General features: G+C 66.0%; 17 protein-coding genes. 12 read left to right on the top strand and 5 right to left on the bottom strand.

What is annotated here, in order from left to right:
- Positions 1 to 25 precede the first annotated feature (25 nt).
- The 6 genes from glyQ to AKI39_RS05815 are packed head-to-tail and all read left to right on the top strand — an operon-like array spanning position 26 to position 6,536.
- Positions 26 to 937, top strand: a complete 912-nt coding sequence (gene glyQ, locus AKI39_RS05840; protein ID WP_066633570.1) for a glycine--tRNA ligase subunit alpha — start codon at positions 26 to 28, stop codon at positions 935 to 937.
- Complete coding sequence (gene glyS, locus AKI39_RS05835; protein WP_066633568.1) at positions 934 to 3,069, top strand: glycine--tRNA ligase subunit beta; 2,136 nt, start codon at positions 934 to 936, stop codon at positions 3,067 to 3,069. The genes glyQ and glyS overlap by 4 nt, the downstream gene beginning before the upstream one ends.
- Positions 3,066 to 3,611, top strand: a complete 546-nt coding sequence (gmhB, locus tag AKI39_RS05830; protein ID WP_066633566.1) for a D-glycero-beta-D-manno-heptose 1,7-bisphosphate 7-phosphatase — start codon at positions 3,066 to 3,068, stop codon at positions 3,609 to 3,611. Before glyS ends, gmhB begins: the two co-directional genes overlap by 4 nt.
- Positions 3,608 to 4,345, top strand: coding sequence for a lysophospholipid acyltransferase family protein (locus AKI39_RS05825; RefSeq protein ID WP_066633562.1), 738 nt, complete (start codon positions 3,608 to 3,610; stop codon positions 4,343 to 4,345). The genes gmhB and AKI39_RS05825 overlap by 4 nt, the downstream gene beginning before the upstream one ends.
- A complete protein-coding gene (locus AKI39_RS05820) occupies positions 4,332 to 5,423 on the top strand; it encodes a M48 family metallopeptidase (RefSeq protein WP_083228651.1) in 1,092 nt (363 codons plus the stop codon). Before AKI39_RS05825 ends, AKI39_RS05820 begins: the two co-directional genes overlap by 14 nt.
- A gap of 15 nt (positions 5,424 to 5,438) precedes the next feature.
- Complete coding sequence (locus AKI39_RS05815) at positions 5,439 to 6,536, top strand: 2-aminoethylphosphonate--pyruvate transaminase (protein WP_066633559.1); 1,098 nt, start codon at positions 5,439 to 5,441, stop codon at positions 6,534 to 6,536.
- A gap of 28 nt (positions 6,537 to 6,564) precedes the next feature.
- On the opposite strand, the gene AKI39_RS05810 is transcribed toward AKI39_RS05815, so the two are convergent.
- Positions 6,565 to 7,557, bottom strand: a complete 993-nt coding sequence (locus AKI39_RS05810) for a Bug family tripartite tricarboxylate transporter substrate binding protein (RefSeq protein ID WP_066633554.1) — start codon at positions 7,555 to 7,557, stop codon at positions 6,565 to 6,567.
- A 260-nt stretch (positions 7,558 to 7,817) separates the two neighbouring features.
- On the opposite strand from AKI39_RS05810, the gene gloA reads away from it, so the two are divergent.
- The 3 genes from gloA to AKI39_RS05795 all read left to right on the top strand — a co-directional run bounded on the left by gloA (position 7,818) and on the right by AKI39_RS05795 (position 10,248).
- A complete protein-coding gene (gene gloA / locus AKI39_RS05805) occupies positions 7,818 to 8,213 on the top strand; it encodes a lactoylglutathione lyase (RefSeq protein WP_066633551.1) in 396 nt (131 codons plus the stop codon).
- 197 nt (positions 8,214 to 8,410) lie between these two features.
- Positions 8,411 to 8,944 (top strand): peptide deformylase, encoded by a 534-nt coding sequence (def, locus tag AKI39_RS05800; protein ID WP_066633549.1) that lies wholly within the window; start codon positions 8,411 to 8,413, stop codon positions 8,942 to 8,944.
- A 74-nt stretch (positions 8,945 to 9,018) separates the two neighbouring features.
- Positions 9,019 to 10,248, top strand: a complete 1,230-nt coding sequence (locus tag AKI39_RS05795) for a nucleoside recognition domain-containing protein (protein ID WP_066633547.1) — start codon at positions 9,019 to 9,021, stop codon at positions 10,246 to 10,248.
- A 28-nt stretch (positions 10,249 to 10,276) separates the two neighbouring features.
- Here the strand turns inward: AKI39_RS05795 and pyk are convergent, their stop codons facing one another.
- Positions 10,277 to 11,719, bottom strand: coding sequence for a pyruvate kinase (gene pyk / locus AKI39_RS05790; protein WP_066633545.1), 1,443 nt, complete (start codon positions 11,717 to 11,719; stop codon positions 10,277 to 10,279).
- Between the two features lie 137 nt (positions 11,720 to 11,856).
- On the opposite strand from pyk, the gene AKI39_RS05785 reads away from it, so the two are divergent.
- Positions 11,857 to 13,005 (top strand): glycerate kinase, encoded by a 1,149-nt coding sequence (locus AKI39_RS05785; RefSeq protein WP_066633543.1) that lies wholly within the window; start codon positions 11,857 to 11,859, stop codon positions 13,003 to 13,005.
- A gap of 30 nt (positions 13,006 to 13,035) precedes the next feature.
- Here the strand turns inward: AKI39_RS05785 and rsmA are convergent, their stop codons facing one another.
- The 3 genes from rsmA to AKI39_RS05770 are packed head-to-tail and all read right to left on the bottom strand — an operon-like array spanning position 13,036 to position 17,953.
- Positions 13,036 to 13,854: a 16S rRNA (adenine(1518)-N(6)/adenine(1519)-N(6))-dimethyltransferase RsmA gene (gene rsmA / locus AKI39_RS05780; RefSeq protein ID WP_066633539.1), complete on the bottom strand. Its 819-nt coding sequence runs from the start codon at positions 13,852 to 13,854 to the stop codon at positions 13,036 to 13,038.
- A gap of 23 nt (positions 13,855 to 13,877) precedes the next feature.
- Entirely contained in the window at positions 13,878 to 15,506 is a 1,629-nt protein-coding gene (locus AKI39_RS05775; protein ID WP_066633522.1) for a peptidylprolyl isomerase, read from the bottom strand.
- Entirely contained in the window at positions 15,503 to 17,953 is a 2,451-nt protein-coding gene (locus AKI39_RS05770) for an LPS-assembly protein LptD (RefSeq protein ID WP_443103587.1), read from the bottom strand. The genes AKI39_RS05775 and AKI39_RS05770 overlap by 4 nt, the downstream gene beginning before the upstream one ends.
- Before the next feature lie 199 nt (positions 17,954 to 18,152).
- On the opposite strand from AKI39_RS05770, the gene AKI39_RS05765 reads away from it, so the two are divergent.
- Together AKI39_RS05765 and murU are read left to right on the top strand one after the other, a co-directional pair.
- Positions 18,153 to 19,193 (top strand): aminoglycoside phosphotransferase family protein, encoded by a 1,041-nt coding sequence (locus AKI39_RS05765; protein WP_066642279.1) that lies wholly within the window; start codon positions 18,153 to 18,155, stop codon positions 19,191 to 19,193.
- Positions 19,193 to 19,888 (top strand): N-acetylmuramate alpha-1-phosphate uridylyltransferase MurU, encoded by a 696-nt coding sequence (gene murU, locus AKI39_RS05760; RefSeq protein ID WP_066633519.1) that lies wholly within the window; start codon positions 19,193 to 19,195, stop codon positions 19,886 to 19,888. Before AKI39_RS05765 ends, murU begins: the two co-directional genes overlap by 1 nt.
- Positions 19,889 to 19,996: the final 108 nt, after the last annotated feature.

Below are 19,996 nucleotides of genomic sequence, written 5' to 3'. Positions count from 1 at the left end.
CCCACCCGGCGATTTCCCCAGCACCATGCTTACCTTTCAGCAAATCATCCTAAAACTCCAGGAATACTGGGATAAGCAGGGTTGCACGCTGCTGCAGCCCTACGACATGGAAGTCGGCGCGGGAACCTCCCATACGGCCACTTTTCTGCGCGCGATCGGGCCCGAGCCCTGGCGCGCCGCCTATGTGCAGCCGTCGCGCCGCCCCAAGGACGGCCGCTACGGCGAAAACCCCAACCGCTTGCAGCACTATTACCAGTACCAGGTCGTGCTGAAACCGGCGCCCCCGGAAATCCTGGACCTGTACATCGGCTCCTTGAAGGCGCTGGGCATCGACCCCACGCACCACGACATCCGCTTCGTCGAGGATGACTGGGAAAACCCCACGCTGGGTGCCTGGGGCCTGGGCTGGGAAGTCTGGCTGAACGGGATGGAAGTCACTCAATTCACCTACTTCCAGCAGGTCGGCGGCCTGAATTGCACGCCCACCACCGGAGAGATCACCTATGGCCTGGAACGCCTGGCCATGTACCTGCAGGACGTCCAGAGCGTCTACGACCTGGTCTGGACGCTCGGCCCCGACGGCCGCCCGGTCAAGTACGGCGACGTCTTTCACCAGAACGAGGTGGAGCAATCCACCTACAACTTCGAATACTCCTCGGCCGATATGCTGTTCGCGCATTTCAACGACTACGAATCCGAGGCGAAGCGCCTGATGGAAGTGCCGCTGGCCCTGCCGGCCTATGAAGCGGTGCTCAAGGCCGCGCACACCTTCAACATGCTGGATGCGCGCGGCGCCATCAGCGTCACCGAGCGTGCCGCCTACATCGGCCGCATCCGCAACCTGTCGCGCGCCATCGCGCAGGCCTATTACGATTCCCGCGAACGGCTGGGCTTCCCCATGCTTGCCGGCCGCGCCGCCGCGGAGGCCGTGCAATGAGCGACTTCCGCCCGCTGCTGGTCGAGCTGCTGACCGAAGAACTGCCCCCCAAGGCCTTGCGCAAGTTGGGCGATGCGTTTGCCGAGGGCATCCGCCAGGGGCTGGCGACGCGCGGCCTGCTGGCCGCGGATTGCCGCGCCGAGCCCTATGCCACGCCGCGGCGCCTGGCCGTGCACCTGTCGGCCGTGCTGGCCCAGGCGCCCGACCAGGACTACGCGGAAAAACTGATGCCCGTGAAAGTGGGCCTGGATGCCGACGGGCGCCCGACGCCTGCGCTGCTGAAGAAACTGGCCGCCAAGGGACTGGATGCCGTGGACGCCGCCACGCTGGCGCGCGAATCCGACGGCAAGCAGGATTACCTGGTGGCGCGCGGCACCGCGCCCGGCGCGCGCCTGGCCGACGGGCTGCAGCAGGCGCTGGAGGCCGCCCTCGCCGGCCTGCCGATACCCAAGGTCATGAGCTACCAGTTGGCCGACGGCGTGACCACCGTGAAGTTCGTGCGTCCCGCGCATGGCCTGGTGGCGCTGTTCGGGGCCGATGTGGTCGATATCGCTGTGCTGGGCCTGAGCGCCGGCCGCGCCACGCTGGGCCATCGATTCATGAGCGAAGGCGCCATCGCCCTGCGCGATGCCGACGCCTATGTCGGCCAGTTGGCCGACACCGGCCGTGTGATCGCCGCCTTCGACGCCCGCCGCGACGAAATCTCGCGCCAGTTGGATACCCATGCCACCCGTCTGGGCGCCACGCTGGGCAGCGATCCGGAAGTCCCCGCGCTGCTGGATGAAGTCACGGCGCTGGTCGAGCACCCCACGGTGTACGTCGGCGAATTCGAACCGCGCTTCCTCCAGGTGCCGCAGGAATGCCTGATCCTGACCATGCGCCTGAACCAGAAGTACTTCCCGCTCTTCGCGCCGGACACGGGCAAGCTGACACACCGTTTCCTGATCGTCAGCAATGTGCAAGTGCGCGATCCGGTGAATATCGTCGAAGGGAACCAGCGCGTGGTGCGGCCGCGGCTGGCCGATGCGCAGTTCTTCTTCGAGACCGACCGCAAGACACCGCTGGCCGAGCGTGTGGCCCAGCTGGGCAGCATCGTCTATCACAACAAGCTGGGCACCCAGCTGCAGCGCGTGGAGCGCGTGCGCGCGGTGGCGCGCGGCGTGGCGCAGGCGCTGGGCGCGGATCCGCAAGCGGCCGATCGCGCTGCCCTGCTGGCCAAGGCCGACCTGGGCACGCTGATGGTTGGCGAGTTCCCGGAGCTGCAGGGAATCATGGGCGCCTACTACGCCGAAGCGGACGGCGAAGCGCCGGAGGTGGTCCGGGCGCTGCGCGAACAGTACCGCAACCGCCTCGATACGCCGGTGCAGCGCGATGACCTGATCATGGCCGTGCTGTTCATCGCCGAACGCGCCGAAACCCTGGTCGGCATCTGGAGCATCGGCCTGGCGCCGACCGGCGAACGCGATCCGTATGGGCTGCGCCGCGCTGCCCTGGGCCTGATCAGCGCCTTCGAACAACTGGCTGCCGGCGGCTGGCTCAAACCCAGTGAAAACGGTCCGCTGGCGCTGCACGGCGTGCTGCGCCTGGCGGCGGACAGCTTCGGACCGGGCCAGATCGCCGACAGCGTGCTGGCCGAAGTCGGCGACTTCATCTACGAACGCTACCGCAACCAGCTGGCCGCGGAATTCGAACGCAATGCCGTGGATGCCGTGATCGCCCTGGCGCCGCCGCTGCACCAGGTTGCCGCCCGCGTACGTGCCGTCACGAACTTCGGCGCGCTGCCGGAAGCCGGCAGCCTGGCCGCCGCGAATAAACGGGTGGGCAATCTGCTGAAGAAGGCCGAAGGCGATATCGGCGCCGTCGACGCCGCGCGCCTGCGGGAACCCGCGGAACTTGCGCTCGCACAGGCGATCGAACGCTTGAGTCCGCGCGCGCAGTCGCAGTTCGAGGCCGGCGACTTCGCCGGCAGCCTGAGCACGCTGGCCCAGGCGCGCGAAGCGGTGGACGCGTTTTTCGCCGATGTCATGGTCATGGCCGACGACCCGGCCGTGCGCGCCAACCGCCTGGCCTTGCTGGGCGAACTCCATGGCTTGATGAACAAGGTCGCAGACATTTCCCGGCTGGCCCAGTGAAACTCATCATTCTCGACCGCGACGGCGTCATCAATCAGGACAGCGACGCCTTCGTCAAATCGCCCGACGAATGGATCGCCCTGCCTGGGGCCATCCATGCAATCTCGCGCCTGTGCCAGGCCGGATGGACCGTCGTCGTCGCATCCAACCAATCCGGGCTGGGACGCCGGCTGTTCGACATGAGCACCCTTACCGCCATCCACGCCAAGATGCGGCGGGAACTGGCCCAGGCAGGCGGCGCGATCGACGCCATCTTCCTCTGCCCGCACCTGCCCGAGGAAAACTGCCGCTGCCGCAAGCCGCTGCCGGGCATGTACGAGCAGATCGCCGAACGCTATGACGTCGACCTGACCGGCGTGCCGGCGGTGGGTGATTCGCTGCGCGACCTGCAGGCCTGCGTGGCCATGGGGTGCACGCCATGGCTGGTGAAAACCGGCAACGGACCAAAAACGCTGGCATCCGGCCAGTTGCCGCCCGGCACGCGGGTGGCCGAGGACCTGGCCGCGGTCGTCGATGCGCTGCTGGAAGAAAGCGCCGCATGAAGGCCGTTTCCTTTTTGCGCTCGCTGCTGTACCTGGTCTTCCTTAGCGTCACGGTCGTCCCCTATGCGCTGGCTTGTGTTCTGTGGGCCCCCTTGCCGCAGCATTGGCGTTATCGCCTGACGGTGGGATGGCCCCGCCTGGCGATCTGGGGCGCGCGCGTGTTCTGCGGCATACGGTGGCAGGTGCGCGGCTGGGAAAACCTGCCGGACGGGCCTGCAATCCTGCTGTCCAAGCATCAGTCGGCGTGGGAAACGCTGTACTTTCCGGCGCACATGCCGCGGGAAGTCTGCTTCGTCTACAAGCGCGAATTGCATTGGGTGCCCTGCTTCGGCTGGGGACTGGCGCTGCTGCGCATGATCCCCATCGACCGCAGCAAGGGACGCGATGCCTTCGAACAGGTGGTGCGACAGGGTCAGCGCCGCCTCAATGAGGGCCGCTGGCCGCTGTTGTTCCCGGAAGGCACGCGCATCGCCCCCGGCAAGGCCGGCCGCTTCAAGATGGGCGGGGCCTTGCTGGCGTCGCGCACGAATAGCGTCGTCATCCCCGTTGCCCACAACGCCGGGGAGTGTTGGCCGCGCAACGCTTTCGTCAAACGCCCCGGTATGATCACTGTTTCCATCGGGCCCGCGATAGAATCCCAGGGCAAGTCTCCCGAAGCCCTGAACCGCGAAGTCCAGGACTGGATCGAAGGCGAAATGCGCCGCCTCAACCCTGAAAGGTATGTCTCGGAATAACCAGCTCGAACTGCTGTTCGACGCGCCGCCCGGCGACACGGGCGGCGGTGCTCCCGAGTCGCCCTCCGAATCGCATCTTCCTGGCCTTGCGTTCCCGTCGCCCCCGGCGGCACAGGCCGTGCACGACACCGGCCACGGCACGTGCGCGCGCGGCACGCCGGGATCGCCCACCCTGCCCGATCAGGCCGCCAAGGACGACGCGCAACGGACGGAGGCCGGCCACAGCGCGGTCAACGCCGCGGGAAACCTCGTCACGGCGGACCGCTTCGACCTGAAACCGTCGTCCGCAAGCCGCTTCGTCGTCGCCACGTCCTGTCCGGAGAGCTTGCCGCCCAATGCACGCTGGCGTACCGTGGCGACGCCGCAGCAGGAGATCGGTTTCGTACTGCTGCGTTCGCGCCGCCGTACCATCGGCTTCGTCATCAGCGACGATGGCCTGCGCGTGACCGCGCCGAACTGGGTCACGCTGCGCCAGGTCGACGAAGCCGTGGTCGAAAAGTCCGGCTGGATCCTGGCCAAGCTGCGCGACTGGCACAAGCGGCGCGAGCAGCTGGCGCTGTCCCAGACCCAATGGCGCGCGGGTGGTGAACTGCCCTATCTGGGCAAGCGCATCGTCCTGGAACTGGGATCGCGCGAACGGCATGCCACCCTGTCCGGCGACGCCGACGCGCCCTGCGACGGCGACGCGCTGCGCCTGGCCCTGCCCGCCGATGCCGCGGCATCGCGCATCCGAGACGCCGCGCAGGCCTGGCTGCAGCAGCGCGCCGGCATATGCTTCGGTTCGCGGCTGGCGCATTTCCTGCAAGCCAGCGGGTTGAAGATCCGCCGCTGGCGCCTATCGTCGGCCGCCACGCGCTGGGGTTCCTGCACCAGCGACGGCAACATCATGCTGAACTGGCGGCTGATCCACTTCGCGCCCGCCATCATCGATTACGTCATCGTGCACGAATTGGCGCATCTGCGCGAAATGAATCACAGCCCCAATTTCTGGACCGAGGTCGGGCACATCCTGCCCGACTACCAGCAGGCGCGCGAGGTCCTGCGGCGCCACGATCCGGCCATGCTTCCGCAGTTCTGACCCGCGAACCTAACCATGCTATTGCTCATACCAGGCCCCGTCACCACGGCAGATGTTGTCAAGGCGGCCCTGGCGCAAGACTATGCGCCCTGGGACAACGATTTCCGCGCGATCGTGCGCAAGCTGTGCGCCGACATCCGGGAGGCCGCCGGGGGCGCGCCGGACACCCATGTCGCGCTGCCGCTGTCGGGCAGCGGCCATTTCGCGCTGGAAGCCGCGGTCCGCACTTTCGTGCCGCGCACCGGCAAGATCCTGATCCCCGCGACCGGTGCCTATGCCGCCCGCCTGCAGCGCCTGGCCAGCGAGGCAGGACGCGCGGTGGCGACCATACCGGTGGGCGTGCGCGAACGCGTGCAGCCGGCGCGCCTGGCCGAGGCCTTGTGCGACGACCCCCGTATCACCCATGTCGGTCTGGTCTACAGTGAAACCGGCAGCGGAATTTGCCACGACGTGCCCATGCTGGCCCAGGTGGCGGGAGACCTCGGCCGGCGCGTCATCGTCGACGCCGTATCGGCTTTCGGCGCGCTGCCGCTGGACGTCTCGGCCCTGCCGTCGGTCGACGCCGTCATCCTGACGTCGAATAAATGCCTGGAAGGGCCGCCGGGCGCCGCCTTCGCGGTCTGCCGCGTGGATCGCCTGGAGGCTGCCCACGGCAACGCCGGTAGCTGGTCGCTGAACCTGGCGGACATCCATGAACACGACAAGAAGAACAACGGCGGCGCGCGCTTCACCCCGCCCGCGCCGACATTGGCCGCGCTGTCCGTCGCGATGGACCTTTACCGGCAGGAGGGGCGCGCCGCGCGGCTGGCGCGCTACACCGCCAACCAGCAGACGCTTTACGAGGGTATCAGGGCGCTGGGCCTGACGCCCTATCTGCCCCCGGAGCTGCAGGGGCCGATCATCGTCAACGTCCTATGGCCGACGGTGCCGGGCTGGAGCCTGCAGGGCTTCGTCGATGCCTTGAAGCAGCGCGGCTTCGTCATCAGCAACTTCTACAACACCGAGCAGCCCACCTTCCGCGTGGGCTGCATCGGCGCCATCACACCCGCCGACATGTCGCGGGCGGTGGATGCGATGGGCCAGGCGTTGAGCGAACTGCCCGTCGCGGCCTGACGAACCGCCATCGACCGGTGTGCGGCGATCAATTCAACGGCTTGACATTCCTCTCCCGCAGGATGGCTGTCCACCGTTCGGTCTCGTCCGCGATCAGCTGAGCCAGCATGGCGGGGGTATTCGGCTGCGTAGGGATGCCGTATCCCCGCGCCATCAGGGCTTGATGCAAAGCCGGGTCCGCCAATGCGGTATTGACGGATAGATTCAACCGGGCGACAGCATGCGGCGGTGTGCCCGAGGGAACCAGCAGCCCATACCATGCGCCCAAGGCCAACTGCGGATAACCCGCTTCGGCGATCGTGGGAACATGCGGTAAAGCCGAAGACCTTTCGGTCGACATAATGGCAATGGCGCGCAGCTTCGCGTCTTTTATATGTGGAAGCGCCGCGGCAAGCGGCGTGATGTAGGCATCCACCCGTCCGCCCATCACATCGATAAACGCGCCCGCGCTACCGCGATAGGGGACATGCACCATATCGATCCCGGCCTCCTGCTGGAAGAGCTCGCACAGCAGATGGTCGGTCGTTCCTGTCCCGCCCGACGCACACGTCAGGCCGCCCGGATAGGCCTTCGCAAGCGCGACGATATCTTCGACACTTGCAACAGGCGCGTGTTCGTCGACGACCATGACGTATGTCGTGGTGGCAACCAATCCGACAGGCGCCAGGTCCCGCGCGAAATCGTACTTGATATGCGGATAGATCACCTTATGGATGGTGTTGGGGCGGCCTCCGAGATAGAGCGTATATCCATCAGGCGGGGTGCGTGCAACGGCTTCCGCGCCGATGTTGCTTGCGGCGCCTGGCCGGTAGTCGATCACGATCTTCTGCCCGAGGTGCTCCTCCATTTGCTGTGCCAACAGCCGCCCGAGAAAGTCGTTATTCCCGCCGGGCGGGTAACCGAGCACGAGCGTGAGGGGACGCTGGGGATACAGGACTTCCGCGTCATAAGCGCCCGCTACCAACGGAACCATCCCCCCCACCAAGGCAACGGCCGCCAATTCTCGCTTGCACAAATGCATTTTGTCTCCGATCGTTCTATTTTTCGAATACCAATCCGGCTGTCCACATGAATAGCGGGCGGATGTGTGCGAGGTGACGGTCGATAGGTTCCGCCGCGACATTCCCGCGACTCGCCCTACAATAAGCGCTACTGCACTCGTCTTCATGTCGGGACAACAAACCAGGCGGCGGGTCGCTCTCCGGCACGGTGATTCGCGCCGGCGTGAGCGGCCGTCGATATGTCTATTGCCCGGGTTCACCAGCCAAAAAGGAAACCACCATGCGACTGCTCCACACCATGCTCCGTGTCGGCAATCTGGACCGCTCCATCGATTTCTATACCAACGTGCTGGGGATGCGGCTGCTGCGCCGCAAGGACTATCCCGAAGGCAAATTCACGCTGGCTTTCGTCGGCTACCAGGACGAAAAAGACGGCGCCGTGCTGGAATTGACGCACAACTGGGACACCGAGCGCTATGACCTGGGCACCGGCTATGGCCACATCGCCATCGACGTGCCCAACGCGTACGAGGCCTGTGACCGCGTGCGCGAACGCGGCGGCAAGGTCACACGCGAGGCCGGGCCGATGAAGCACGGCACCACGGTAATCGCTTTCGTCGAGGACCCGGACGGCTACAAGATCGAATTCATCCAGAAAGGATCGCAGAACGACTAGGGCCTGTTAACGCCAGGGTGGCTTTCCACGCGCCGCAACCCGCTTGCGCCACCGTGGCGGCCACCGCGGCAGCACGCCCGCGCGGAAGGGCCCTGGCGATCGATCCGAGTTTCCGGTGGCATGCGCCATTGCATGCCGTACGGCCTAGAATGACTGGTTCAGTCCCCCGCCTCTTTCGTCCTTCCAAGGCCGACGCCATGATCCACGAAATCCTCAAAATGGGTGACCCGCGCCTGCTGCGCGTGGCCGCCCCCGTCCGCGAATTCGACACCCCGGAATTGCATGCCCTGGTGCAGGACATGTTCGACACCATGAAGCACGCCAAGGGCGTCGGCCTGGCCGCGCCGCAGATCGGCGTGGACCTGCAGGTGGTGATCTTCGGCTTCGAACGCAACGAACGCTATCCGGATGCCGAACCGGTACCGCAGACCGTGCTGTGCAACCCCATCATCACGCCGCTGTCAGATGAGCGCGAAGACGGCTGGGAAGGCTGCCTGTCGGTACCCGGCCTGCGCGGGCTTGTGCCGCGCCATACCCACATCCGTTATACCGGCTACGACCCCGCCGGCAACATGGTGGAACGGGAGGCCCGCGGTTTCCATGCGCGCGTCGTGCAACACGAATGCGATCACCTGATGGGGCGCCTCTATCCCACGCGCATGACTGACCTGACCAAACTCGGCTTCATCGAAGTACTGTTTCCGGGAATGGACCCCAAGGCCGACGATTGAACATCCGGCGCTTGAGTTAAAGTTGTCGCTTCGCAAGATTGCCGACAGACCTGTGTCATAGGGCGCGCCACGCGATGCTCAATCAAGTATGGCTGGCTTTTTTCCTGGTAAGCGCCGTGACGGGCGCACTGCGCTGGCTGGCCGGCGGCCATGCCGAAGTCTTCTCCGCCATGGTGGGCGCGCTCTTCGATATGGCGCGGCTTTCGGTGGAACTCATGGTGCTGCTTTTCGGCACCCTCACCCTGTGGCTGGGCCTGCTCCGCATCGCGGAACAGGCCGGCATCGTCCGGGGCCTGGCCTGGCTACTGGGGCCGCTGTTCACCAGGCTCATGCCTGACGTGCCACGCGGCCATCCCGCGATCGGCCTCATCACCCTGAATTTCGCCGCGAATGCACTGGGCCTGGATAACACCGCCACGCCGATCGGCCTTCGCGCCATGCGCGAACTTCAGTCGCTCAACCCCCGGCCTGAAACGGCGACGAACGCACAGATCCTGTTCCTGGTGCTGAATGCCTCGTCCCTCACGGTGTTGCCAGTCACCATCTTCATGTACCGCGCCCAACAGGGCGCCTCCGATCCCACCCTGGTGTTTCTGCCGATTCTGCTTGCCACGTGCGTATCGACATTGACGGGGCTGCTGAGCGTCGCGTGGTGCCAGCGGCTGCGACTGGGGGATCCGGTGGTACTGGCGTGGCTCTTGTCGGGACTCTTATTGTTCGGCGGCTTTGTCGCGCTGCTGGCCACCCTGTCGGCCGCCGCGTTGGCCGCGCTGTCCTCCCTGATGGGCAACCTGGCCTTGTTCGGCGTCATCATCGCCTTCCTGCTGCTGGGCGCCTGGAAAAAAGTCCCGGTGTACGAGTCGTTTATCGAAGGCGCGCGCCAGGGCTTCGATATCGCGCGCGACCTGCTGCCCTACCTGGTCGCCATGCTGTGCGCCGTCGGCGTACTGCGCGCTTCCGGCGCGCTGGACGCCGTGCTGGACGGCATACGGTGGCTGGCACACGCGGCAAACTGGGATACACGTTTCGTCGATGCCCTGCCCACTGCGCTCGTCAAGCCATTCTCCGGCAGTGCCGCGCGCGCGATGATGCTGGACACCATGGCGCACTTTGGCGTGGACAGTTTTCCCGCCCTGCTGGCCGCGACCATGCAGGGCAGCACGGAAACCACCTTCTATGTACTGGCGGTGTACTTCGGCGCCGTGGGCGTGCGGCGCGCGCGCCACGCCGTGGGTTGCGCACTGCTGGCCGACCTGGCCGGTGTGCTGGCCTCGATCGGCGTCTGCTACTGGTTCTTCGCCTGAAGCCTGTTAACGCCAGACGCCCTGCCGCTTACTCCACCGGCAGCAACTTCATGCCGTTGGTGCCGCCGCTGTCGCGATAGAAATCGCCCTTGGTCAGAATGACCCAATCTCCCGGCTCGACCCGCCCGCGCCGCTTCAACTCGGCGATCGCGGCATTGCTCAGTTCCGCGGGATCGAAAGACGAGGGATCGAACGGCACCGTATACACGCCACGGAAAAGCGCGGCGCGGTTTTGCGTGACGGGATGCGGGCTGTAGCAATAGATGGGCACGCCGGAGCGGATGCGCGACATGATCAAGGGCGTGTGGCCGCTTTCGGTCATCGCGATAACGGCCTTGATGCCTGGAAAGTGATTGGCCGCGTACATCGCGGCCAGAGCGATGGTCTCGTCGCAGCGGGTAAAGGTCTCGCCCAGCCGGTGATGCGAGTGCGTGGAAGTCGGATGCTTCTCCGCGCCCAGGCACACGCGCGCCATGGCCTCGACCGCCTCGACGGGATACTGGCCCGAAGCGCTTTCGGCCGACAGCATCACGGCGTCGGTGTAGTCCAGTACCGCGTTGGCGACGTCCGACACTTCCGCGCGCGTGGGCAGCGGATTGCTGATCATCGATTCCATCATTTGCGTGGCCGTGATCACGACCTTGTTCAAGGTGCGCGCGTGCTGGATGATGCGCTTCTGGATGCCGGCCAGTTCGGCGTCGCCGACTTCCACGCCCAGATCGCCGCGCGCCACCATCACGCCGTCGCTGGCACGGATCAGCGCATCGAGCGCCTCGTCGTCCGCCACTGCCTCGGCCCGTTCGATCTTCGCGATGATCCAGGCCTGGCTACCGGCGGCCAGCACCAGTTCGCGAGCCTCGTCGATATCCGAGCCATGGCGCGGAAACGACACGGCCACGTAGTCCAGCTGCAGCTCCGCCGCCACCTTGATGTCGGCGCGGTCCTTGTCGGTCAGGCTGGGCGCGGACAAGCCGCCCCCGCGGCGATTGATGCCCTTGTTGTTCGACAGGGTGCCCCCCACCATCACGGTTGTCTGCACCGAATCGAGCGCAATGCTGTCCACGCGCAGCACCACGCGCCCGTCATCCAGCAGCAGTTCGTCGCCGGGCCGGCAATCCTGCACCAGCTCCGGATAATCGATGCCGACGATTTCCGCGGTGCCTTCGTCATAGGGATGGCTGTTGGACAGGACGAAGGTCGAGCCGACCTTCAGCGTCACCTTGCCGTCCTTGAATCGGGCGATCCGTATCTTGGGTCCTTGCAGGTCCCCCATCAAGGCCACGAAGCGCCCCTGCTTGGCTGCCGCTTCGCGCACCAGCTGCGCGCGTTGCCGATGATCGTCCGGGTCGCCATGCGAGAAGTTCAGGCGAGCCACGTCCATGCCGGCACGTACGAGTGCCTCGATCCGCTCCGGCGACGAAGTCGCGGGGCCCAGGGTAGCGACAATTTTGGTGCGGCGCAGCACTGCCATGACGGGATTCCTCTGGTAATTGAGCAAGCGTCCTATGGTACGCCTGCCGGCGTGCAACGGTCATGCGCGCTGAGCCACGGCGTTATCATGGTCGCCTTCCGGCCATACAACGCAGCCCGCACGCAACGAGAACGCCCGTGAAAATCGTCATCGCGCCCGACTCCTTCAAGGAAAGCCTTTCCGCTCCCGAAGCCGCCGCCGCGATCGCCCGCGGCGTCCGTGCCGCCTGCGCCGATGCCGATATCGTCACGATTCCCATGGCCGACGGCGGCGAAGGTACGGTAGCGGCGGTGCTCGCGGCCGCGGGCGGGCAGTGGCGGTCGACCGATGTGACCGATGCGCTGGGCGCGATGGCACCCGCGGCATGGGGCTGGCTGGGAGCAGACACGGCGGTCATCGAAATGGCGGCGGCGGCAGGCCTGGAACAGGTTCCCGTGGAACGGCGCGACCCCTTGCGCGCGACAAGCCGCGGCGTTGGCGAACTCATGCGCGCCGCGCTGGATGCCGGTGCGCGCCGCATTATTCTCGGGTTGGGCGGCTCGGCTACCAACGACGCCGGCGCCGGCATGCTCTGCGCGCTCGGCCTGCGGATTCTCGATGGCCAGGGCATGCCGGTCGCCGATGGCGGTGCGGGCTTGGCCCAGGCCGTGACGATAGACACCGATGCGCTCGATCCCAGGCTGGCGTCCGTCCGCATCGAAGTCGCCTCGGACGTCGACAATCCGCTGTGTGGGCCGCACGGCGCGTCGGCGGTCTTCGGCCCGCAGAAGGGCGCGACGCCCGACCAGGTGCGGCAGCTGGATGCCGCGCTCGGGCATTTCGCGGACCTGTGCGCGCGCACGCTGGGGCGCGATGCGCGCGACCGCCCGGGTGCCGGCGCGGCCGGCGGACTCGGCTTCGCCGCACATGCCTTCCTGGACGCGTCCTTCCGGCCCGGCGTGGAGGTGGTCGCCGAGCTTGGCGGTTTGGCGCAAGCGATGCGCGGGGCAACGCTGGCGTTCACCGGCGAAGGACGCATGGACGAACAAACCCTGCATGGCAAGACGCCGGCTGGTGTCGCCCGCATCGCGAACCGGGCCGGCGTGCCGGTGGTCGCGCTGGCCGGCTCGCTGGGTGGCGGCTACGAAAAGCTGTACGAGGTGGGTATTACGGCGGCCTACAGTCTGGCCTGCGGGCCGATGACGCTGGCGCAAGCCTGCGCGCAGGCGGCGGAACTGCTGACCGATCGTGCCCGCGATGCCACCCGCCTGTTCCTGGCGGGACGGCGCGGCGAACAGCCCGGCTGACCAGCCCGCGTGAGGCGGCGCGCCATGGCCTCAAGTATCCAGTTCGGCGCTATGCGGCCGCTCCGGGCCGACCAGGCCCGCATCGAGCAAGGCATCGGCCAGGGCGATGAATTTCGCCACGGACACTTCTTCGGCACGCGCGGTAGGCGCGATGCCCAGTTCTTCCCACGGTACGCGCGGCGCCCAATCGCCTAGGCCCCGCCGCAGCATCTTGCGCCGCTGGGAGAAAGCGCGCGCCACGACCTGCTCGAGCGCCGCTTCGCTGCGCGGGCGGATACGATCGGACGGCAGCGGCACCATGCGCACCACCGCAGAGACGACGCGCGGCGGGGGGTCGAAGGCCTCCGGCGGAACGTCGAACAGTTTTTCGATGCGATAGCGTGACTGCAGCATCACGGACAGCCGGCCATAGTCGCCCGACGCGGGTTGCGCCGCCATGCGGTCGATGACTTCCCGCTGCAGCATGAAATGCTGGTCCCGCACCCGATCGCTGACGCTCATCAGGTGGAACAGGATGGGACTGGAAATGTTGTACGGCAGGTTGCCCACGATGCGCAGATCGGTGCCGAACTGCGCGAAATCCACCGTCAGCGCATCGGCCTGGACCACCGCCAGGCGGTCGGGCGCGTGATCGCGCCGCAGGCGTTCGGCCAGGTCCCGGTCGATTTCCACCACATTCAATTGCCGCACGCGGTCCAGCAAGGGCCGCGTCAGCGCCGACAGGCCCGGGCCGATTTCGATCATTCGGTCGTCGGCGGCGGGACCTATCGCGCGGACGATGGCGTCGATGACGCCTTCGTCGACCAGGAAGTGCTGTCCGAAGCGCTTACGCGCCTGATGCTGGGGCATGGGCTGATGAAACGAAGGCCGGCTTACCGGGCACCGCTGTCCTGGTTATTCTGCTGGTCCCGCTTTTCCAGGCGGTTGTCGATATAGGCCTGGTCGCGCAGCTGTTCCAGGTAGTCGTCGAAGGCAAGCTCGGAGCGCCGCTCGAACAAGACGCGGCGTGCCTGCAGGCGTTCGACCTCGTCCTTGACGTCTTTCTGCCGACGCTCCAGCACCTGGATCAGGTGCCATCCGAAACGGGTGTGAACAGGCTCGCTGACTTCGTCCGGCTGCAGCGCGTTCATGGCTTGCTCGAATTCCGGCACGGTTTCGCCGGGATTGAGCCAACCCAGGTCGCCGCCCTGCGGCGCGCTCGCATCCTGGGAATTCTGCCGTGCCAGCGCGCCGAAATCCTCGTGGCCTTCGACGATGCGCTGGCGCAGCAGCGCCAGGCGCTGGCGTGCTTCCTCGTCGGTCATGACGGCGGAGGTCTTGATCAGGATGTGCCTTGCATGCGTCTGGGTAACCTGCACCGGCCCTTGCGGCAAGGGGATGGCGCCGTCGGAACTGGGATTGGTCGGCGGCGCGGCAGGCGCGGTGGCCGGCGTTTGCGCCGGATTGCGGGCCGGCGCCGGACCGCCGGCGCTGCGGCGGTCCAGCACCTTCAGGATATGGAAGCCGTTGCCGCTCTGGATGATGCCCGATACCTCGCCCTTCTTCAGGTTGGCGATGGCATTGACGAAGAGGTCCGGCCACCCTTCCAGCGGGCGATCACCCATGGCGCCGCCCTGCAGGGCTTCAGGACCGTCCGAAGTGGCCGCGGCCAGGCTGGCGAAATCGCCGCCGCTCTTCAAGCGCGCCAGGATGTCTTCCGCTTTCTTGCGCAGCGTGGCGACCTGATCGCGCGTGGCGCTTTCGGGCACGCGCACCAGGATCTGCGCCAGGCCGACGACTTCCGGACCGGTCGGCATCTGGGGCTGGGATGCCGCCGCGGCAGACGGCGCCGGGCCGGCGGGCGCCGCGCCCGCGGCGCCTTGGCGGCGCTGCTGTTCTTTCAGAAAGGCATCCACTTCCGCATCGGAAATCACCAGATTGGCATCGACCGTGCGCTGGCGCAGGCGGTCCGCCAGCACTTCATTGCGGATGCTCTTGCGGTACATCTGCCAGTTGATGCCTTGTTTTTCGATGGCCTGGCGCAATTGGTCCATCGACATCTTGTTGCGGGCGGCCACGGTGCCGATGGCCTGGTCCACCTGGGCGTCGTCGATGCGAATGTTCAGGCGCTTGGCTTCCTGCCGCTGCAGATCTTCCATGATCAGCCGCTGGAGCACCTGGCGCTGCAAGACCTTGGGATCCGGCAGCTGGATGTTCTGGCGGGTCAGCTCCTGCGTGGCGGCCTTGACGCCCTCGTTGACCTCCCGCATCGTGATGACGTCCTTGTTCACGACCGCGGCGATACCGTCGGCGAACTGGTCTCCTTGCGGCGCCGCTTGCGCAGGCGTATCAGCCGGCGCGGGAGCAGCGGGCTTGGCCGCGGGTTTGCGGGACTGCGCGGCCGGGTGGCCGTGGGATGGGGATTGCGCCTGCGCGACAGCGGCCAGCGGCAACGCGGCGCAGGCAACCAGCATCAGGATGCCGCGCGCAAGGCGAACCGGCGAAAACACACTACGCATCATTCATACCTTTCGAAAGTCGTTCCAGGCTGCGGCGGCGGGTTGACCGACTCGTAGCCGGGTATGCTGCGGCGCATCAGCTTCAAGGGGTCGGTACCCAAGGCGCCCAGCCCCGTCAGTTCCAGCTGGAAAAATACCGCGGTATTCACTTCATCCGCGGCCACGGCATAGCGTTGGAACACCACCCGGCCCGTCCAGCAGCAATCGCCTTTGTACTCCAGGCCGGCGATGGCCTGCGTAATGCGGCGGGAATCCTGCGTGGGCACGCCGTTGGAATCCGTGATCGGGCCAGTATGCAGGGAATAGTCGACACGGCCCACGCCATAGATTCGCTGAGTGAACGGCCACTGGAACGCCATGCTGATCTGGTTCTGTCCCTGCACATAGGATTGCTGCGCCCCCGTGCTCACCGTTGGGGGATCACGCTGATAGCGGTAAGACAGGGACACGGAAGTCAAACGCTGCGGCGCCCAACGCGCCGACACCAGGCCCTGCTGGAATCGTGAGTTATAGGGATCGTACTGCGCGCTGACCGTGGTGCTCAGGGTATCGGTCAGGGCCGCGGTCGTTTCAGCCAGGAAGTTGGACCGGACATTGGTGCGCGGCGATTCGTTCGGTAGCGTGACGCGCTGGTCCTCGAAATATACCTGCTGTCCCACGGACGCCGACAAGCGCTCGAAGCCGGTATTTGCATCGAGCCAACGCGTCGTAAGCGCTGCGGTCAATTGGTTCGCATTGGCGATGCGATCCCAACCGCCAGTGTAGATATTTTCCTCGAATGCCTGGGCAAAACTGAAATCGGCCAATGCCGTATCGTAGTTGGGCAGCTTCGATTGATTGCGATAGGGCACGCGCAAGTAGTACAGACGCGGTTCCAAGGTCTGGAGGGAGTCCTTGCCGAACAGCGTGGTATCCCGCTCGAACGTCATGCCGCTATCGACAGAAAAAATCGGCAAGCCGCGCGACATGCTACTGGGGTAGTTCGTCGTCCCCAGGTTGTTCCAGTCACCGCCATACCAATTGGTACTCTGGTACTGCGTGAAGTTGTAGCCAACCTTGGGCGTGACGTACCAGCCGGGGCGCACGATCGGGAACGCCAACGTGGGATACATCTTGAGGCGGTCGCCATCGGGGCCATAATGGCCGTTGATGGCGCCCGTCAGGTTTTCGGCCGGACCTACGAGAGTGCGTTGGAACCGAGTTGCCGTACTCGCGAATTCGGCATCGAATCCGTGGAAATTGTAGCGCTGCCCACGCAAGGAGAGCTCCGGGATCTTATCGTAGGGCGGAACAATAAGCGCATTGACATCTTGCAGGGTCTGGTACTTGTACACCTGGGCATAAGTCTGCCAATACTGATTGCTCCACCCGACGAGACCTTGGCGGGGTAGATACGTTGTGGATGCGTAATTCAGGCCGATAGTCGAAAAATCACGGTAGTAGTCGTTATCCGACACGCCGTTGATGTCCCAGCTCGTATAGAAACCATCACCGAGATCTTGCGCGTGCCGGCTGCTGTACATCCAGCGTTTTTCACCGGTCTGAGCGTCGCTCGGCAGATAGGTACCGGCGAGCACGCCACCGTAGCCGGGGCCGGCGTAGCGGAATTCGCCGCCCAGCTGCAGACCGCGCTTGGACAACAGGCGAGGATACAAGGTGGCGTCGTAATTGGGCGCCAGGTTGAAGTAATACGGCGTCTGGATCTCAAAACCGCTGCGGCTCGTGGAGCCGTAGGTCGGCAGCAGGAAACCCGACTTGCGTTCCTTCTTGATCGGGAAGGTCATGTAGGGCGACGCCAGGATGGGCACATCCTTGAAATACAGGACGCCATTGCGCGCCACGCCTTCGTTCTCGTCGAAGTCCAGGTCCACCGACTGGGACTTGATGTACCACGATGGCTCGGCGCAGCCGCACCCGGTATAGGTGGTGTTCTGCAGGCGCATCGTGGAACGGCTGAAGATGTCCGCGTGGTCCGCCTTGGCGAAGCCGCCGGTGGCGCCCAGCCAGAAATCCGGCGCGCTCATCTGGCCGCTGTTGGTGTCCAGGCTGTATTGCATGGCCGGCGCGGTGATGAGGGTGCCGTCACGCATCAGCCGCGCGCCGCCCTGGGAATCGACCTCGCCGGACGCCCGGTGATAAGTGATCTTGTCCCCTTTCAACACGGTGTCGAGCCGCCGAACCTGCGCGCTGCCGGAGAGCGTCACGTTGGAGTCCGGATCGCTGTCGATGGTGTCCGCTTCCAGGTAGGCGGGCATCTGGTCGCTGGTCAGGCGGTGTACGCGCAGACCAGGCGAGGACCGCAGGCCCAGGACCTCGACGCCTTGCGAACCGGTGTTGGAGACGGGGGGCGCCGACGACTTCGAATTCGCTGACGTATCCGTTGCGACTTGGGCCTGGGCGACAGAGACCGCGCCAGCAAGGAATAGGATCAACGACCGGACGATGCGCACGTACGAGGGGACCTGAAAAAAAAGGGCGATGCGGACGAAACGGCGGGGTACGACCGTCCCGTGAAACCCGCGAAGAGCCGGTATTATAGATAAGCCGGGCGTCAGCGTAGCTGCTGGATTTCCGGCATGCATGATATCCCCGCATGGCCAGTCGCCCCGCACCCCGAAAATCCCCATTTTTCGTACACAGGTCTTCTCCTTGTCCTCCATCGCCGATCCCCGCCTGGACGCCCTGCGCCATTGGCTGCGCGGCCTGCCCGCCCGCCTGGGGCTGCAGCCCGATGCCCTGCGCCCCGCTTCCAGCGACGCCAGTTTTCGCCGTTACTTCCGACTGGACGCCGCGGCCGGTTCCGTGGTGGTCATGGATGCGCCCCCGGCGCACGAGGATACCGGTCCCTTCCTGCACGTCGCGGCACTGCTGCGCGATGCGGGGCTCAACGTCCCGGCCATCCTGGCGCAGGACCCGGCGCAGGGCTTCCTGTTGCTCTCGGACCTCGGCCCGTGCACCTACTACCAGCGCATCCAGGACGGGCTGGACGACGCCACGCTGCAGACGCTGTACCGCCAGGCGATCGCGGCTCTGGTGCGCATGCAGCAGGCTTCCGTCCGTGGACTGGCGCACTACGACAGCAGCCGGCTGATGACGGAACTGGAACTGTTCCCGGCGTGGTACGTGGCGCGCCATCACGGCGTCACGCTGGACACGGCCACGCAAGAGGCGCTGCAAGGCGTCTTTTCGCTGCTTTCCACGGCCAACGGCACGCAGCCGTCCGTGCTGGTGCACCGGGATTTCCACTCGCCCAACCTGATGGCGTGCGACGACGACCGCTATGGGCCGAATCCGGGCATCATCGATTTCCAGGACGCGCTGGCCGGTCCGATCACCTACGACCTGGCCTCGCTCGTCACCGACGCCCGCACCACCTGGGAAGAAGCGCAGCAGCTGGATTGGGCGATCCGCTATTGGGAAATGGCACGCGCCGCGGGCTTGCCGGTGCGACCGGATTTCGCCGAGTTCCACCGCGCGTACGAATGGATGGGGCTGCAGCGCAATCTGCGCATCCTGGGGGTGTTCGCGCGCCTGCACCACCGCGACGGCAAGCCCGGCTACCTGGCGCATATACCCCGCGTCAACACCTACGTCCGCCAGGTGGCGGCCCGCTATGGCGCATTCGCGCCGTTGCTGCGCCTGCTGGACACGCTGGACGACCGGCAGCCCACGGTGGGATATACCTTCTGATGCAGGCCATGATACTTGCGGCCGGACGCGGCGAGCGCATGCGGCCCTTGACCGACACCACGCCCAAGCCCTTGCTGCAAGCCGGCGGCAAGCCCTTGATCGTCTGGCACATCGAGCGCCTGGTCGCCGCCGGCATGAAAGACATCGTCATCAACCACGCCTGGCTCGGCCACCGGCTGGAGGCCGCGCTGGGCGACGGGTCGGCCCATGGCGCCCGCCTGCGCTATTCCCGCGAGGGCACGGCATTGGAAACCGCCGGCGGCATCGCCCTGGCCCTGCCGATGCTGGGCCAGGCGCCCTTCCTGGTCGTCAACGGCGATATCTGGTGTGACTGGGATCCCGCGCAGGCGCCGGCGCTGGCCCGCGATATCGATGGCCAGGCCACGCTGGCCTGGCTGCTGCTGGTGGACAATCCCGGGCACCATCCCGCCGGCGACTTCCATCTCCGGCCGGATGGCGTCCTGGACGCCGCGCAAGGCCAGCGGCTCACGTTTTCAGGCATCGGCATTTACCATCCTACGCTTTTCGAAGATATCGCCCCCGGCGCGCCGGCGCGGCTGGGGCCCTTGCTGGCGCAGGCCATCGGCCGGCGCGCGGCGCGCGGTGGCCGCCATGAAGGGCGCTGGGTGGATGTCGGCACGCCCGAGCGGCTGGCCGCGCTGGACGCGGGGCTACGGGGCCAAGCCCCTTCCTGACGGGATATTTCACAATATCAAGGTAGGCAACCAGGCTTGTCGAAATGGCAACGCCCTGGCCTGCCGGGTTATCCTTGCAGGCTTTCGGCCATCGGCCCGCCCATCGGC

Origin of the sequence: Bordetella sp. H567, assembly GCF_001704295.1 — a bacterium.
In the GTDB taxonomy this organism is placed as follows: domain Bacteria; phylum Pseudomonadota; class Gammaproteobacteria; order Burkholderiales; family Burkholderiaceae_B; genus Bordetella_C.
The sequence above is the reverse complement of the archived record's forward strand: the minus strand, read 5'-3'. Positions and strand labels throughout refer to the sequence as shown.